The sequence below is a fragment of the Oscillospiraceae bacterium genome, assembly GCA_015068525.1.
Classification (GTDB): domain Bacteria; phylum Bacillota; class Clostridia; order UMGS1840; family HGM11507; genus SIG450.
The window spans coordinates 79,139-95,709 of record SVKJ01000002.1 but is presented as its reverse complement, the minus strand read 5'-3'; the positions used below and the strand labels follow the sequence as shown (position 1 = coordinate 95,709).

11 protein-coding genes and 1 tRNA gene are annotated in these 16,571 nt (G+C 33.0%); 7 read left to right on the top strand and 5 right to left on the bottom strand.

Annotated features, from left to right (window positions below):
* The first annotated feature begins 71 nt into the window (after positions 1-71).
* Positions 72-2,636, top strand: a complete 2,565-nt coding sequence (locus tag E7419_01060) for an S-layer homology domain-containing protein (GenBank protein ID MBE7013777.1) — start codon at positions 72-74, stop codon at positions 2,634-2,636.
* A gap of 105 nt (positions 2,637-2,741) precedes the next feature.
* On the opposite strand, the gene E7419_01055 is transcribed toward E7419_01060, so the two are convergent.
* Complete coding sequence (locus tag E7419_01055; GenBank protein MBE7013776.1) at positions 2,742-3,794, bottom strand: hydroxyacid dehydrogenase; 1,053 nt, start codon at positions 3,792-3,794, stop codon at positions 2,742-2,744.
* A 496-nt stretch (positions 3,795-4,290) separates the two neighbouring features.
* Between E7419_01055 and E7419_01050 the strand changes: the two genes are divergently transcribed.
* The 5 genes from E7419_01050 (at position 4,291) to E7419_01030 (ending at position 11,324) form a co-directional block, all read left to right on the top strand.
* Positions 4,291-4,731 (top strand): hypothetical protein, encoded by a 441-nt coding sequence (locus E7419_01050; protein ID MBE7013775.1) that lies wholly within the window; start codon positions 4,291-4,293, stop codon positions 4,729-4,731.
* Positions 4,731-6,146, top strand: coding sequence for a hypothetical protein (locus E7419_01045; protein MBE7013774.1), 1,416 nt, complete (start codon positions 4,731-4,733; stop codon positions 6,144-6,146). Before E7419_01050 ends, E7419_01045 begins: the two co-directional genes overlap by 1 nt.
* Complete coding sequence (locus tag E7419_01040) at positions 6,143-7,006, top strand: hypothetical protein (GenBank protein ID MBE7013773.1); 864 nt, start codon at positions 6,143-6,145, stop codon at positions 7,004-7,006. The genes E7419_01045 and E7419_01040 overlap by 4 nt, the downstream gene beginning before the upstream one ends.
* Before the next feature lie 715 nt (positions 7,007-7,721).
* A complete protein-coding gene (locus tag E7419_01035) occupies positions 7,722-9,446 on the top strand; it encodes an ABC transporter ATP-binding protein (GenBank protein MBE7013772.1) in 1,725 nt (574 codons plus the stop codon).
* Between the two features lie 60 nt (positions 9,447-9,506).
* A complete protein-coding gene (locus E7419_01030) occupies positions 9,507-11,324 on the top strand; it encodes an ABC transporter ATP-binding protein (protein ID MBE7013771.1) in 1,818 nt (605 codons plus the stop codon).
* A 153-nt stretch (positions 11,325-11,477) separates the two neighbouring features.
* Here the strand turns inward: E7419_01030 and E7419_01025 are convergent, their stop codons facing one another.
* Genes E7419_01025 through E7419_01015 form a run of 3 tightly spaced genes read right to left on the bottom strand, consistent with a single transcriptional unit; the run spans position 11,478 to position 14,640 of the window.
* Positions 11,478-12,509 (bottom strand): hypothetical protein, encoded by a 1,032-nt coding sequence (locus tag E7419_01025; GenBank protein ID MBE7013770.1) that lies wholly within the window; start codon positions 12,507-12,509, stop codon positions 11,478-11,480.
* Positions 12,472-14,433, bottom strand: a complete 1,962-nt coding sequence (locus E7419_01020) for a trypsin-like serine protease (GenBank protein MBE7013769.1) — start codon at positions 14,431-14,433, stop codon at positions 12,472-12,474. The genes E7419_01025 and E7419_01020 overlap by 38 nt, the downstream gene beginning before the upstream one ends.
* A 24-nt stretch (positions 14,434-14,457) precedes the next feature.
* Positions 14,458-14,640: a hypothetical protein gene (locus E7419_01015; protein ID MBE7013768.1), complete on the bottom strand. Its 183-nt coding sequence runs from the start codon at positions 14,638-14,640 to the stop codon at positions 14,458-14,460.
* Between the two features lie 217 nt (positions 14,641-14,857).
* Between E7419_01015 and E7419_01010 the strand changes: the two genes are divergently transcribed.
* A tRNA-Leu gene (locus tag E7419_01010) sits at positions 14,858-14,940 on the top strand.
* 188 nt (positions 14,941-15,128) lie between these two features.
* Here E7419_01010 and E7419_01005 read toward each other — a convergent pair.
* Positions 15,129-16,394 (bottom strand): Gfo/Idh/MocA family oxidoreductase, encoded by a 1,266-nt coding sequence (locus tag E7419_01005; protein ID MBE7013767.1) that lies wholly within the window; start codon positions 16,392-16,394, stop codon positions 15,129-15,131.
* Positions 16,395-16,571 lie beyond the last annotated feature (177 nt).

Below are 16,571 nucleotides of genomic sequence, written 5' to 3'. Positions count from 1 at the left end.
ATAAATCTAAAAAAATATGCAAACGTGGTTTTGCAAAAAATATTCATAAAAAAACAAGGAGGATTTCTTATATGAGAAAAATTAAAAGAATAGTTTCTTTAATGCTTATGGTATTAATGGCGTTTTCGGTTATGCCTGCAAACGCATTTAACGTTTCAGAAGATGTTAAAGGAACAGCATATGAGGAAAGCGCACAGGTTCTTGGCGCTTTGGAAATTATGGTCGGTGACGCAGGAAGCGGAAACTTCAGACCAAATGACAGTATCACAAGAGCAGAATTCGCAAGAGTTGCTGTATCGCTTATGGGACTTAATGATGTTGCAAGCGCATCGGCTGGGTTTTCAAAATATCCGGACGTATCCAAAGACCACTGGGCAAATGGTTATATAAATACCGCTTCAAGTCAGAAACTGGTTATCGGACGTGATGACGGAAACTTTGACCCTGAAAGCAAAATCACATATCAGGAAGCAGTTACAATTTTAGTAAGAGCGTTAGGCCGTGAGCCTGCAGCAAATGCAAAAGGCGGATATCCGTCAGGGTTCTTAGCAGTTGCAGTTGAATCAGGACTTACCAAAAACGCAAACTCTTCGTACGAAAATCCTGTTGCAAGAGGTATTGTTGCAAACCTTGCAAACAATGCTTTAACAATTGAAATGATGGAACAAACAGGCTTTGGTTCAAATGTAAGTTACGAAATAGTTGACAAAACAATTTTAAAAGACAAACTTAACGTTGAAAAAGGCGAAGGACAAATTACTGCAAACGGTTTTTCAACTCTTAATTCAGATTCAGGCCTTGAAAAAGACCAGGTTGTAATAGGTAACGAAAGATTTGATATAGGCACTTCAAATGCCGACACTTTACTTGGTTACTATGTAGATTACTACGCAAAAATTGAAGATGACAACTCTAAAACAATTATTCTTGCAAGAGAAGATAAAGGAAGAAACAAAACTGTAACAGTTGACGGTGAAAACATTGACAGCGTTGCAAACGGTGATTTTAAATACTGGGAAGATAAAGATAAAGATTCTAAGCCTCAGACTGTAAAACTTTCAGACAAACTTTCTATGATTTATAACGGTGTTGGTATGAATGTTGACTTATCGCTTCTTACTAACAAACTTTCAGGAACTGTTAAACTTGTTGAAACAACAGGGGACCAGAAATATGATGTGATTTTTGTTGACGAAGTTTCAAATATAGTTGTTGAAGATACAATACTTTCAAGTTATAAAATTATAGATAAATACGGCAACCCTACCCTTACAGTTGACCCGACTGATGATAACTACCACTTTACGATGGTTGACGATAAATTAAACACAGTAGATATAAAAGACTTAAAAGAATGGGATGTATTATCATACACCATATCAAAAGATAAAAAACTTATAAGAATTTCAGTATCAAGAAATTCTGTAACAGGAAAAATTACCGAAGTATCAGAAGATAAATTTATGATTGACGGTAAAGAATACGCAGTTGCAGGAAACTTTAAAACACCTTTAAAACTTCAGGACGAAGGTATATTCTATCTTGATGCTTACGGAAAAATTGCAGCAGTAGAAAAACAGGCATCACAGGATAAAAACTACGCATATTTAATAAGTGCAGGTACAACAGGCTCAGTTGATGTAATATCCAACTTTAAAGTTTTAACAACTGACGGAAAAATCTCTACTTTAACAGCAGAAGAAAAAATTAAATTTAACGGACAAAACGGAACTTATTCAAAAGACGTTATGGACCACGTTAAATCAAATGACGTAACAACAAAACAACTTATTACTTTTAAATTAAACGGTTCAGGAAAAATTTCCGAAATTGAACTTATGAATGATAAATCTTCAGGTTCTTTAGTAATTGATGAGTACGATTTTATGCTAAACTTTAAAGGAAATGACGTTGTATTCAAATCAAGTTCCAATAAATTAGGACAGTTTAATATAACAGATGATACAATCGTATTTGACATTCCCGAAAAAGCACAAGATCCTGACGATTATGCAGTAAGAGGCAAGGATATGTTTGAAGACGAAGGCAAATACAACATCTTAGTATTTGATGTAACCGAAGATATGACTGCCAAAGTTGTAATTGTAACAAATTCAGACGGTAAAACAAATGAAGAGTCACCTCTTGCAGTTGTTTCTAAAATCACAACTTCAAGAAACGAAGACGGTGACGAAATCCAGAAATTATACGCAGCGTATAACGGAGAAATGAAAACATTCTTAACTGACAGCGCCAACATGCTTGTAAAAGGAGATAAGGCTCTTGAAGCAGGTGACGTTATAAGATTAAGACTTAACGCTGAAGGCAATATTGAAAAATTTGATTTAGTATTTGATATATCAGGGAAAGATACTGAATTTACAAAATCAAGTGACAAAACTGAACTTATCTACGGTAAAGTTACCAAGAAATTTGCAAATTCAATAAATGTATCTGTAAACGACGGTGTAAGTCACAACTACTCTTTAAACGGTGCAACAGTTTACAACTATGAAAACGGAAGAGTTAAAGTAGTAACAACTGCAGACCTTCAAAGATATGACAGTGAAAATCCTTCAAAAGTATTTATAAGACTATACGACGGAATAGTTAAAGAAATAATCATTATAAAATAAGAACCTCACGAAAATCTAAAAGCCAAAGGCTTAAGGCATAAGGGGTTTTGGCTCCCGAGTGCCTATCCTAAAAAGCACCAAAGGAATATTCCTTTGGTGCATTTTTTAGGATATTGTCATTGCTAATCCTTTTTCTTTTTTAATTTCGCTCTTTAATGGTTTTCCTTCAGTCAGATAACCGTAAACTTCGTCCATAATATCATTTGCAATCCATGGATATCTGTCAGGAGTAGGACCACCCTGATGAGGGAAAATAATAACATTATCAAGGTCATACAGTCCGCCTTCTTCATAAGGATGCGGTTCTTTCCAGAACACGTCAAGCACTGCTTTAAATCTGCCTGTTTTAAGTTCTTCAATCATAGCAGGTTCGTCAATAACTTTTCCTCTTGCAGTGTTAACCAAAAGCGCATCTTTCTTTATCATCTTAAGAAGATCTTTTGAAATCATATTTTCAGTATGTTTGTTCCATGCTGTATGTATGGAAATAATATCACAGGTTGAGAAAATTTCTTCTAACGATGCTCTTTCCATATTATATTGTTTAAGTTTTTCATCAGATATTGATCTTGAATATACTTTTATTTTAACGTGGAAAGGTTGAAGCATTTTAACTAAATGTTCTGCAATAGCACCAAAGGAAACTATACCGATAGTTCTGTCCATAATACCTCTTAGAGGACGGTCAACTTTAGCAGCACTCCAGCCTTCTTCCTTCATTTCTTTAACGGTTTTTGTAACATAACCCATCTGTCTTAAACTCATAAGCATATAAGCAAAAGCGCCTTCTGCTACCGATTCGGAAAAGTGAGTATCATTTGCACCTATTACTTTAACACCTTTATCATATAATTCTTCGGAAACAATCGGTGCAACTGAGCCTGCCATGTGAGCAACTATTTTTAAATTTTTTGCATGATCTACAATTTCTTTTGTAAGTTTATTACTTCCCCAGCAGGTAATAACAGCATCAACATCTTTGATTTTTTCAATCAGTTCTTCATCTGTAAACTTTCTGCCTGTTTCATTCCATATTACTTCATCGAATAAACTTTCTATTTTTTCAACATTTTTTGGCGGAAAGAAAACAAATTCAGGATTTGTAAATCCACGGGTATTAACCATTGATTCTTTTGTGGAACATACTAAAACTTTCATTATAAATACCTCCGTTTTTTGTTCTTTTGTAATTATATACCATAAAAATTAAAAAGTCTATAGATTTTTAAAGTTTTTGGTAATATAATTTGTCTGTTCTCATTTTCGGACAGTTATCAAAAAACAAAAGACAGGAAAAATTGTTCGTATTGGACGAAAAAAAGGGACAAACTATTTTTAAGTTTGTCCCCGTAAGCCCGAAGGCGTACTAAGTACGTCGAGTGGTTTTTTTTGTTCAAAGTGCAAATAATAAATTCCATAAATCGCTCTTAGCGATTTATACCTATCACAGCAGGAGCAAGCCCTGCCCTACAATTTACATTGTAATATTTATTCCTCATTTGCACGGTCCGGACTATTTTTACGTCTTTTGTGTAATTTAAGGTTTTTTTAAAGTTATTGTAACATCGTTGTAACATTCATATAGTATAATAGTCATACAAAACAGGTATAAGGGGTTTAACTCCCGAGTGCCTATAGATTGGAGGCGTGTCACATGAAAAAGAGAATAGTATCACTTGTTTTATTACTACTGATTTTTTCTACAGTATGTGTGTTTGCAGCGCCTGCAACCTTGCTTCCGAAAGATGCCGTAAGCAATGCTACGGGGATACTTACCGTTACCAATCCAGCATCATCGAGTATATCATCTTATGACAGGTCTCATAAAATTTCAGGTTATGCGGCAACAGGTGCGGAAATATCCATATATTCTTTAAACAACGGAATGTATAATATTTTATATAAAGACGAAAGCCCTGTTTCCTTTATATCAGGTGCTTCGGGAATGTTTATAAGTCCTGTTACTTTGGGATACGGCAAGAATGATATTTTAGTCCGTGCAGAGATTAACGGGCAGGTTCAATATGCTGCAAAAACTATTACGGTTCTCAGTCCGAACTTATTTAATTTATTTAGAGGATTTAAATTATTCTAATGAAAGTTAAAGAAACGTTTAAAACAATTATATTAACAGGGTTGGTTATATCAACTCTTGTTTTGTCGTCTGAAATATGGTTATCGGAAGAATTATGGCCTGAAGGTTATAATTCTTTTTTGTCTGGGGTTTTTTCCATCTTTAAAGGCAATAATGCCGATTCTTTAGACTTGTCCCAGATTTATTATCCTAAACAAATTCTGGTTTCCAAAAACGAACGTTCTAAAATTGTTACAACCAATGACGAAAGATATGAAGAACTTAACAATCTTTTAAAAGGGCATATAAAAACATCCCTTTTAAGCGGAGAGGCAGCAACTGCGTCTTCGGAAGAATTTAAAAATGCGTGTAAGGAAAATTCTTTATTTATAGGGTTATACAGTTTCATTTCCTTTGAGATGCTGGCAGATTATTACGGAGCGAATGTTACCAGTACGGTTTCGGATATAAACCATGTAAAAAATATACTTTTCTGTCCCTTAGAAGATTCTTCGGGATTTATTATGTATGTTAAAAATAATGAAAGCGGTAAAATATTTAAAATTTCCGTTTCGGAAAATATCGAAAAACTTCAGGATATGATTGATAAGATTTTATCAAGAGTAAATGAGGGAACTGTTTCTGCATCTTTTGCTTTTGAAAATAACTTTGATAAAAAAGCAGAAGGGGAAGAGGCTAAAATTTTACTTGACTCATATATGTTAATAAATTTAAGCGAATCTTCAGTGCCGGGAATTGAGGCTTCAAATCTTCTTGATTTATCCGGTGGCTCTTATGAGCAGATTTCAAGATATTTTGGAGTTAATACCAATACAGCAAGGCGTTTTACCGACACTTTCGGAACAGTTAACTTTGTTGAAAATTTCGGAACTTTAAAATTTTATCAGGACGGACTTTTAGAATATACTTCAATAGACAGCGGAATTGACCTTAATGCAAATATTTCTTCTGACTACGATGCAGTTAAACTGGCAGGGGAATTTACCGAAGGGGTAAACAATCTGTTTACACTTCCTGAAAATAACAGTTATGTTTTTGCTGGAGTAAAAGAAGATGAAAACACAGTTTATACAGTTAGTTTTGACATTCTCTATAAAGGTGTGCCTGTAGTATTGGAAAGAGAACTTTCAAATAAAGAAACACTTACCCACCCAATTGAGATTAAAATAAAAAATAACCGAATTATATCTTACAGGCAACTGTTCTGCGGGTTTAAAAATTCGGGAGATAAACTGACGGTACCAAATATGATTTCGGTACTTGATAAGTTTTATCTTACCTTTGATGTTAAAAACAATCCTGATATAATAATTGATGATATATATAATATCTATCATTATAATATCAAAGAGAATATTACCGACTCAGGAAACGGAGTTTTATTGTCAAACGGGAAGGTTGTGATGGTTAAGTGAACTTTGGAAGAGCAAAAACAATACTGATTATAATATTCATATTTGTTAATATCTTCTTACTTACAATTCACAACTTGTTCTACCAGAATGAAACAGCAGTAGGTAAGGAAAAAACAATTGAAATTCTTTCAAATAACGGAATAAAGGTAAAAAACGATATTAAAAATTTTCCTGATAAACTTTCAGGTGTTGAAATTGAAAATTCTGCAGCAAATGAGGAAAAATTAGTTTCTTTATTTTTAGGGAAAAATTACACTGTAAAAAAACCTCATACTTACGAAAGCGAGAAAGAATCTTTAAACATTTCGGACCTTTCAATTGAATATAAAGTTTCAAAGCCTGAAGACAAAGGTTATAAAGACATAAGTATTCTTAACGCAGGAAATAAAATATTAAAGACTTTAAATAAAAAAGGTCTTGATAAATCGGTTATGGAAGCAACAAATATATCAGAGGCAAGCGGGGAAAGTTTTTTTGTTACTCTTTCTTACAGTTATAAAGGGGTTCCGGTATTTAATAACAATCTTTATGCAACTGCCTCAAAAGAAGGGCTTAAAACGGTTAAAGGAACAGTTATATCCTTTAAGGAACTTAAAAATACCGAGTATAATATACTCCCTGTAACTAATATTTTACTTGAATTACCTTTAAACAGTGATTTGAAAAGCGAATTTAAAAATCCTGAAATTACCGATATAAGACTTGGATATTATCTGCCTATGGGCAAAACCGAAGCATCAATTTATGCAATTCCCGCGTTTGAAATAGAAATAAACGATAAAAAAATTTATTATTATGACGCAAGAGTGGATATAAATTCTGACGCAATACTCTTGGGAAGCAGAAACATTATAAAATAAGAACCTCACGAAAAACTTACAAACTAAAAGTTCGAGTTTTTCGGAGAACCTTGTTGTGTTAATTCACAATAAGAACCTCACGAAAAACTTACGAACTAAAAGTTCGAGTTTTTCGGAGAACCTTGTTGTGTTAATTCACAATAAAGAATATAAAGCAGCAGGAGTGGATAATAGCATCCACCCCTGCTGTTTTATATTTTTGCACATTGAAAGAGTCTTAACATAAACCCTTTCTACCATTACTTTGCCTTTTTTATAAATCGTCTGCATCCTGCACGGGTTTTTCATATTTATCCTGTGCTTTGCCCGTATAACTTCCGTCAGGATCGGTTGACATGATATCTTTGGAGAGATAGGCTTTTATAACAGCCTGAGCTTTATTTGTTACATCATTTTTTTTAGTCGATTTATCATATCCATTAAGCATTTCTTAGTTGTCCTTTTTTTCCTGAGAGTTTTTCTTATCATTTTTTTTGTTTGATTTTTTGTCATTTAACATTTCTTTCACTCCTTTCAAAATTATTATAGGCTTTTTTAAATTTTTAATTCATATTGACATTAAAAAAAATATAATGTAAAATTTTCATAGTGTATGTAAAAAATCTTAAAACCGATTGCAGGGAACGACCTATGTGTCGTTCCTATAAAAACAGCACATTATAAATAATATAAAATATTATGTGGAAGCAAGGTAAAGTTTTTTTGGTGATTAAATATGAAACAAATTTTAGAATGTGTAAAAAAATACAAAAAGATAATATTTTTTGCCGTAATGTTTATGGGGCTTGATGTTGTAAGCGTAATGCTTGAGCCATATCTTATGAGCAAGATTATAGAAAACGGAATAGAAGGAAAAAACACTCCCTATATTGTTATAACAGGGATACTTATGATATTAGTCGCAATTATGGGTGCATTTTCGGGTATTATGAACGCAAGATTTTCGGCACGTGCAGGTGTTTCGTTTGCTGCTGATTTAAGAGAGAAAATATTTTCAAAAGTTCAGGAATTTTCATTTGAAAATATAGATAAATTTTCTACCGAATCACTTGTTACAAGGATGACAAATGATGTTCATCAGATGCAGCATACTGTTACAATGGGAATGAGAATAGTAGTAAGAGCACCTCTTATGTTTATTTTTGCAATTTGTATGGCACTTACTCTAAATGCAAAAATATCTTTGATATTTGCATTTATAATTCCTATACTTTCAACAGCCTTACTGCTTATAATTTTTAAATCAACACCGCTTTTTTCAAAAATGCAAAAAGCGATTGACAGACTTAACGGAACAATCAGAGAAAATCTTATGAATGTAAGAGTTGTTAAATCGTTTGTAAGGCAGGAGGACGAAAAGGAAAAGTTTAAAAGTGCAAACAGGCATCTTAACGAAACTTCGCTAAAAGCAATGTACCTTGTTATTTTAAATATGCCCGTAATGTCACTTCTTATGAATATTACAACAGTTTTAGTTGTATGGTTTTCAGGAAATCAGATAATAAATTTTAAAATGACTGTTGCAGAACTTTCAGCATATCTTAACTATATCAATCATATTTTATTTTCTCTTATGATGTTCTCTATGATGTTTATAAATATAACAAGAGCGAGTGCATCATTTAAAAGAGTTGCAGAAATTTTTGATACTAAGTCAACTCTTCAAAATCCTAAGAATCCTTATAAAAATGTGAAATTAAACGGAAATGTTGAATTTAAAAATGTTTCTTTTAAATATTTTTTAAATCAAAAAGAATATGTATTAAAAGATATATCTTTTTTTGTTAAAAAAGGAGATGTTGTTGCTATAGTCGGAGGAACGGGCAGCGGCAAAACTTCTCTTGTTCAGCTTATCCCAAGACTTTACGATGTGACAAAAGGAGAAATTCTTATTGACGGGATAAATGTAAAAGACTATGAAATAGAAAGTTTGAGAAATAATATCGGTGTCGTTCTTCAGAAGAACACTCTCTTTAGCGGAACAATTTCGGATAACTTAAAATGGGGTAACCCTGAAGCAACGAAAGAGGATATAGAATTTTTTGCAAAAACTGCACAGGCTCACGAATTTATAATGTCTTTTCCCGATGGATACAACACATTTGTAGAACAGGGCGGAGTGAATTTATCGGGAGGGCAGAAGCAAAGGCTTTGTATTGCAAGAGCAATGCTTAAAAAACCTGCAATTCTCATTTTAGACGATTCTACAAGTGCTGTTGACACTGCGACTGAAAGAAATATCAGGGAAGCATTCGGCACAGTTTTAAAAGATACTACAACCTTTATTATTGCCCAGAGAATAAGTTCTGTAAAAGATGCAGATAAAATAATCGTTTTGTCTGACGGTACAATTGAGGCGATAGGTACGCATGATGAACTGATTGAAAAAAATGAAACTTACAGAGAAATTTATATATCGCAGCAGGGAAGAGGTGAGTAAGTTATGGCAGGTCCAATGGGTTTAAAGCGTTCGGGAGGAGGTCCGGGACGAGGTCCTAATATGGTTATAAATAAGCCCAAAGATTTTAAAAGAGCAGTTAAATTTTTGTGGAAATATTTAAAGAAAAATAAATTCTTAATGATTTTTGCGTTTATACTTGTTTTTGTAAATATAATTGCTACTTTAAATGCAACCTCATATTTACAGCCTATTATAGATAATTTTCTTGATATGGAACTTTCTTTAACGGTACAGGAAAGATTATCAGGGCTTTTTAGTGGTGTTTGTACTCTTCTTCTTATATACCTTGTGTCTGTTTTTGCACAGTATTTTCAAAGTAGAATTATGATTAAAGTTTCTCAAAGCACAATAAGAGATTTAAGAGAAGATTTATTTAACCATTTGCAGACACTTAGTGTTCGGTATTACGATACTCATACAAACGGGGAAATTATGAGCCGTTTTACCAATGACGTTGATACATTAAATGATGCACTCAATAATTCTCTTACTTCGCTTTTTTCAAGTGCAATAACCCTTATCGGAATTATTATTATGATGCTTTCAAAAAATGCACTTTTAACTCTGGTTACTCTGCTTATTGCACCTGTTCTTATGTTTACTTCAAGAACGATAATGAAAAAGGGTTCAAAATATTTTAAAATGCAGCAAAAACATCTGGGGGAAGTTAACGGATACATTGAGGAAACAATTACTGGTCAGAAAGTCGTTAAAGTTTTCTGCTATGAGAATAACGCAAAGGAAGAATTTAAAATATTAAATGATAAATTAAGAAATTCTGCCATATCTGCACAATCTTATGCAGGCTCAATGATGCCTATAATGTCAAACCTTAATAATATAAATTATTCTTTGATAGCAATGATAGGCGGACTTTTTGCAGTGGCAGGATACTTAAGCATAGGTGCGTTTGTTGTGTTTTTGCAACTTGCAAGGCAGTTTGGCAAACCGATAAATGAAGCATCCAGTCAGTTTAATGCGATTATAACTGCAGTTGCAGGTACTGAAAGAATTTGCGATGTTTTTGACGAGGCGGAAGAAATTACGGATTGCGACGATGCGTACTCACTATCTAAGGAAGACGATAAGTTTTTCTGGGTATCGCAAAATGATAAAAAAGAGGTAAAAGGAAATGTTTCTTTTATTGATGTCAACTTTTCTTATGTTTTAGAAAAACAGGTGTTAAAAAATGTAAGTCTTGAGGCAAAAAGCGGTCAGAAGATTGCTTTTGTCGGCTCGACAGGGGCAGGTAAAACTACTGTTACAAACCTTATAACAAGATTTTATGATATTACTGAAGGTAAAATTCTGATTGATGGAATAGATATTAAAAAAATTAAGAAAGATGAATTAAGAAAAGCAATTGCAATAGTTCTTCAGGATACTCATCTTTTTACAGGAACGGTCAGAGAAAATATAAGATACGGACGTCTTGATGCAACTGACGAAGAAGTTTATAATGCTGCGCGTCTTGCAAGTGCACACAGTTTTATAACCAAACTTCCAAACGGATATGACACAGTAATTGAGGGTGACGGAGCAAATCTTTCTCAGGGGCAAAGGCAACTTTTAAATATTGCAAGAGCCGCCATTTCAAATGCGCCGATTTTAATTTTTGATGAGGCAACAAGTTCGGTTGACACTATGACCGAAAGCCTTATTGATAAAGGACTTTTAAAACTTATGAAAGGCAAAACCACCTTTGTTATAGCCCACAGACTTTCAACAGTAAGGAATTCTGATGTTATAATGGTTATGGAAAAAGGGGAAATCATAGAAAAAGGAACTCATGAAGAATTAATTAAACTTAACGGCAGATATAAGATGTTATATGACGGAGTTTTAGAGTTAGACTAAGGCCCAAACCTTAGTCTGACGGTTATATTGTCCGTACGGACTAAAGGCGAGTGATATTGGCTTCGCCAGTGGTATTGCTTACGCAGTTTTTAACAAATAATATAAAAAAGCAAAATCACCGTATGGTATGATTTTGCTTTCTTTCATTCTTAGTTAAATATAATTTATAATTTCTTCATAACCTAACTCTTCAGAGTTTGTTTTATCATACATAAACCTAAGGTTATAAGGGGAATATTCCAGTTGTTTTGATATTAAAACTGTATTTTTATTAAAATCATTTTTATTTTCTAAAAAGGTAAGGGTATCAAAAAACACATTGAGTAGAACGAGTGTTATAATAAACTTTCCTTTTTCTATAATTTCAGGGTTTTTACTATCTTTAAGTAAGTATCTGAAAGTATAATAATATAAAAGTTTTTCGTATCTTTTTTTATTTAAGTCAATTATTTTTTTCGTATTTTCCGAAATTTCTTTATGATTTTTTATAACCTTATTAATAGCATTTATCCATAAATCATTTATCGGTTCAGTTTCTCTTATTATCTCTAAAAAACTTTTAATATCTCTTTTTTTAAATTTATTCTTTGAAAAAGTAAAATTATCTAAAAAGGAAGAAATGCTTTTATCCCCGTTAAAAAATAAATAGTCTTCCGCCTCGCATATTAAATCAAGATAATTTGCACATTTCTCTCTTAAATCAAGGCTAACATCTTTTATAATTTCAAAAAGTTTATCTCTTAATTTAAAATAACCGTTATCACTTTCTGATACTTCTAAAGAAACATCATTTTTAAATAAAAGCCTTACTGCCTCTTCACAACAAAGACCGTATCCAAATTCAATATGAGTATCAAACTCATTAAAAAACTTCGGATGGTTCTTACAAATATAGGATATATTTTCATACCCGTAATTTATTATAATATCGCAAAGGTTATCTTTATTTAAAAACGGACATCTTCCGTCTTTTCTCATTTTAACTTTTGAATTTTTAAAATCTATGTTTTGCTTAAGCGGGGAGGGGAAAAAAGAATAAAAATCCAAAGTTTTCTTATCAAGTTCCACATCCCAGCCTATACAGCAATTATCACTGCACTTATCTGCCGTGCAGGAAAAATTATTAAAACAGGTTAAAGTATATTTTTTAAGCATATTTAATATAAACCGAAACATTTTCTTCATTAACAATTAATCGTACAATATATATACTGTTATTAAAAAGAAATTCTATCGTTCCATCCTCTTTTTCGTTTGGAATAAATTCAAAACCTTCGCCTATAAGCATTGTGCCGTACATAGCAATAATTTTCATAATATCTTCATAAGAATAATAATTGCTCCATTTGTATATATACGGCACATTTTCCCCTATATAATAAGGCCCGCTCTTTAAAGGAATACCGCTATACCATCCAAAATCAATAACAAGGGATGCCATATCATAATATTCGGGTATCTTCATAGCCGATACAGTTATACTGCCTTTTTCATAATCAAAATCAATCTGCACACTTTCTTCGTATGAGTTGTATTTTATTTTATTTTCATTATTAGTTACTTCATACATTCCGTTGACTTCTAATGCTTTGGTATAATAATAGAATGTATTTGAAAAATTATCCTCTGCTTTATAAGGGCCGGCGTCATAAAAATCTTCTAAACTGTATACTTCGATATGTGATATATCAGTACCAAAATAGTCAATAAGAGTCATCCCCGAAAAATGTTCAAAATCAAGCACTCTGTTAAATCCCGAATAATACTCTTCGTCCCATACTACATAATCTTCTTCGGATGTCATATCTAAATTTTCTATAAAATGCACAGGGACTGCAAAATTCAAATCGCCTCCTGTGTCAAGCCCTGAAGTCGTTACACCTATGACATCTCCGTACTCATTAATAAGGGCACCACCACTGCTTCCGTGATTTATAGGTACCGAAATCTGTATACAATCTATACCATTAACTTTTCTTACAGGGTTTGATATAATGCCTTGTGACAAAGTGTTGGATAACCCTTCAGGACTTCCGATAGCATAAACCGTCTGCCCCTGTTTTACATTAAAATTACTGTCCCAGTCAAGATAATTAAAATTTCTGCCCTCAACTTTTATAAGTGCAAGGTCATTTTCGCGGTCATAGTCGATAATTTTAATATCGTTATAAACCTTTCCGTCAGTAGTCATAATTTCCAGATAACTACTGTTTGCAACAACATGAAAATTAGTTACGGCAAGCCCGTCTTCTGAGATAAAAAATCCACTTCCACTACTTGTAGGTCTTCCGTTAAATCCATATATTTCTACATAGAAAACCGAAGAGGAACACATATTTGAAATTTCTTCTGCCGTAAGTTTTTTCTTAAATGAATTATCGCCGGACATTACTTCAAGATTTACTTTTCTTCTTAAAGTTATATCTATCATTCTTGCGAGTATGGTTGAAACTTCACATCTTTGAATTGTGCTTTGCGGTGCAAATGTACCATAATTATCATTACCTGTAAGTATTCCTGCATTATAAAGTTTATATATATCATAAGCAAATTCAGTGTATCTTGGAACATCGGGAAGTGAGCCTAAAGATATATTATTAATCTTATTAAATTCAGAGTCGGGGAGTGCTTTACTAAGTATTGATGCAAACTCTGCCCTTGTTAACTTAGCATCATAATTACTGTATTCGTTTGCAATTATATTGCTATCAAGTGCATACCCTACATAAGAACGGTACCACGGTGATGAATATGCAAAATCAGATCTTGCATTATGATATATGCTGTGAATTCTTGATGCTAATGCAATCGTTTCGGCAACTGTAATCTCTCCGTAAGGGTTAAAAGCACCTGCCCCTGTTCCTTTTACCAAATCATATTCATAAGCATAAGTAACATACGGATAAAACCAGTCATCCTTTTTTACATCATAAAACTGACCGTTTATACGACTTGTATTCACCTTTTTGAAATTAAATAGTCCTGCACTGCTTGCAAGGGCAACAAAGGAAATATTACCCAGTATAATAGCAATAACAAGCAGTAAACTTACTGTTCTTTTATTTTTCATATTTTCATCCGTTCCTTTCTTGTTACCGGAACGACACATAGGTCGTTCCCTACTTTGTGACGGTTAATTCTGCCGTCTTACTATTTCATATTCGTCATTACTCTGAAAATACGGACATGAGTCAAAAGAGCCTGACATAAATTTATACATTTCGTCCTCGTCTAAATTCACATCGCAGGTGTAACAATCATAGTAATCGTCATATATGTAATTATTACAACATTCGCAATTGGTAATTTTTTTCATAAAATACACCTCTTTTTTATTGTAACATATACTTTAATATTTGTAAATGAGATAATTAATTGTAAGTTTTTTTAAAAAAAAGTATTTGTATCAAAAGCATTGTTACTTGTCAAATAAATAGTCATAATAAAATTTTATAAAAACTCTTGACTTTTTTAAAATATATAGTATAATAGTAAGAGTCAGTTGACAATTAATTTTGTATTTTTATAAGTATGCAGGCGTGGCGGAACTGGCAGACGCGCTGGATTTAGGTTCCAGTGGGAAACCGTGCAGGTTCAATTCCTGTCGCCTGTACCAAAATCGGCAAAAGTATTAAAACTTTTGCCGATTTTTCTTTTTACTTATTCACTCTTCCCTGAAAATTTTCGTTTCTATGAGGTTATTATATGGTTGCAAAGTGCTGCTTCATATAAGATACTGTTTGGATGAAATGCTTCTTTAGTGGAAATGTATCCGTTATTTAAACCAATTGGGTACTTACTAAGCTATATAGTTTTTAAAAATTCATCTACATTTACAACAATATTTTCTTTTCTTGATTTTTCTGCTGCAAAAACTGTTAAATGATTAGTTGCAGATTCTCTGATTTCAGGAATCGAAACGCCTTTATATGTACCAACGAGATAATCGTAAAGGTCAACTATGATTCCCTGGTCGCCACCGCCATGCCCACCGGCAATTCCATCTGTGCCTTCCTGCGGAATCAGTGTTGTTTCTTTTGTTTCAAAATTGTATATTTGAATAGGATCATTATCTGCAATTGCTGCTCTTATTTCACCTTTTGTTCCCATAATATGAATAAATCTTCCGCCTTTTGTGAATGCACTCATAGTAAAAGTAACTGTGATATCATCTTCAAAAAGCATATTTACTGTTTGGTGATCAACAACATTATTATCACATTTATAAACACATTTTCCATACTGCGTTGTTGAAATAGCTTTTTTAACCATTTCATCATCGGGGTTTGCTTCTCTTGTGGAAGCTGTTCTAAACCATGAATTTTCTTTATCGTCAAGATACAATTTTACAGCATTATAAGGACAACTATCGCCCACAGGGCAACCTTCTATACAGTATTCCGGACTATTTTCAGGTGCATTTTCACGTACAAAATAAGAACATGAACCAAACGACTGCACACTTTTACACTTTTTGCCTATAAGCCACTGCAAAAGGTCTATATCATGGCAAGACTTTTGAAGAAGCATACATGAACTTCTATCTTCATTACCCCAGTTACCCCTTACAAAGCTATGGCTCTGGTGAACATTTCCGACACATTCCTCGTGATTTACAGACATAATTTTGCCGATTGCGCCACTGTCAATAATACTTTTTAATTTTCCAAACAAGGTGGTATATCTTAAAACGGTGCAAATTACAACCTTAACGCCTTTTTTTTCAGCGACATCAGCAATCATTTTGCACTCTTTAGGATTTGGCGTAATGGGTTTTTCCAAAAGCAAGTCATACCCCTGAGAAATAGCCTCCATTACAGGCCCAAAATGATCTTTATCCATGGTTGCTATTACTGCAAGACCAGCCTTTTTCTCTTTCGCTAAAAGCTCACGCCAATCAGCACAACACATTTCGTCAGGAATATTGTGTTTGCTTTTTATATATTCCCTACGACTTTCGATTGGCTCTGCCACACCTACAACATTATATTTTTCAGGCATATCCGCCATAATATCGGTGTATATAGTACCACGACATCCTGCCCCAATCAAAATTACATCAATTGTCATTTAATCATCTCCTTATTTGTTACCTAATTTTATGTTTATTACATAATACCATATATCAAATTCACAAACAATGCAACATAATGGAAAAAACTTATGAAATTGTCCACAAAACAAATATTGTTCTTTTATTATTTGTTGTATATTTATAATTTACAAACAAACAACAATATGATACAA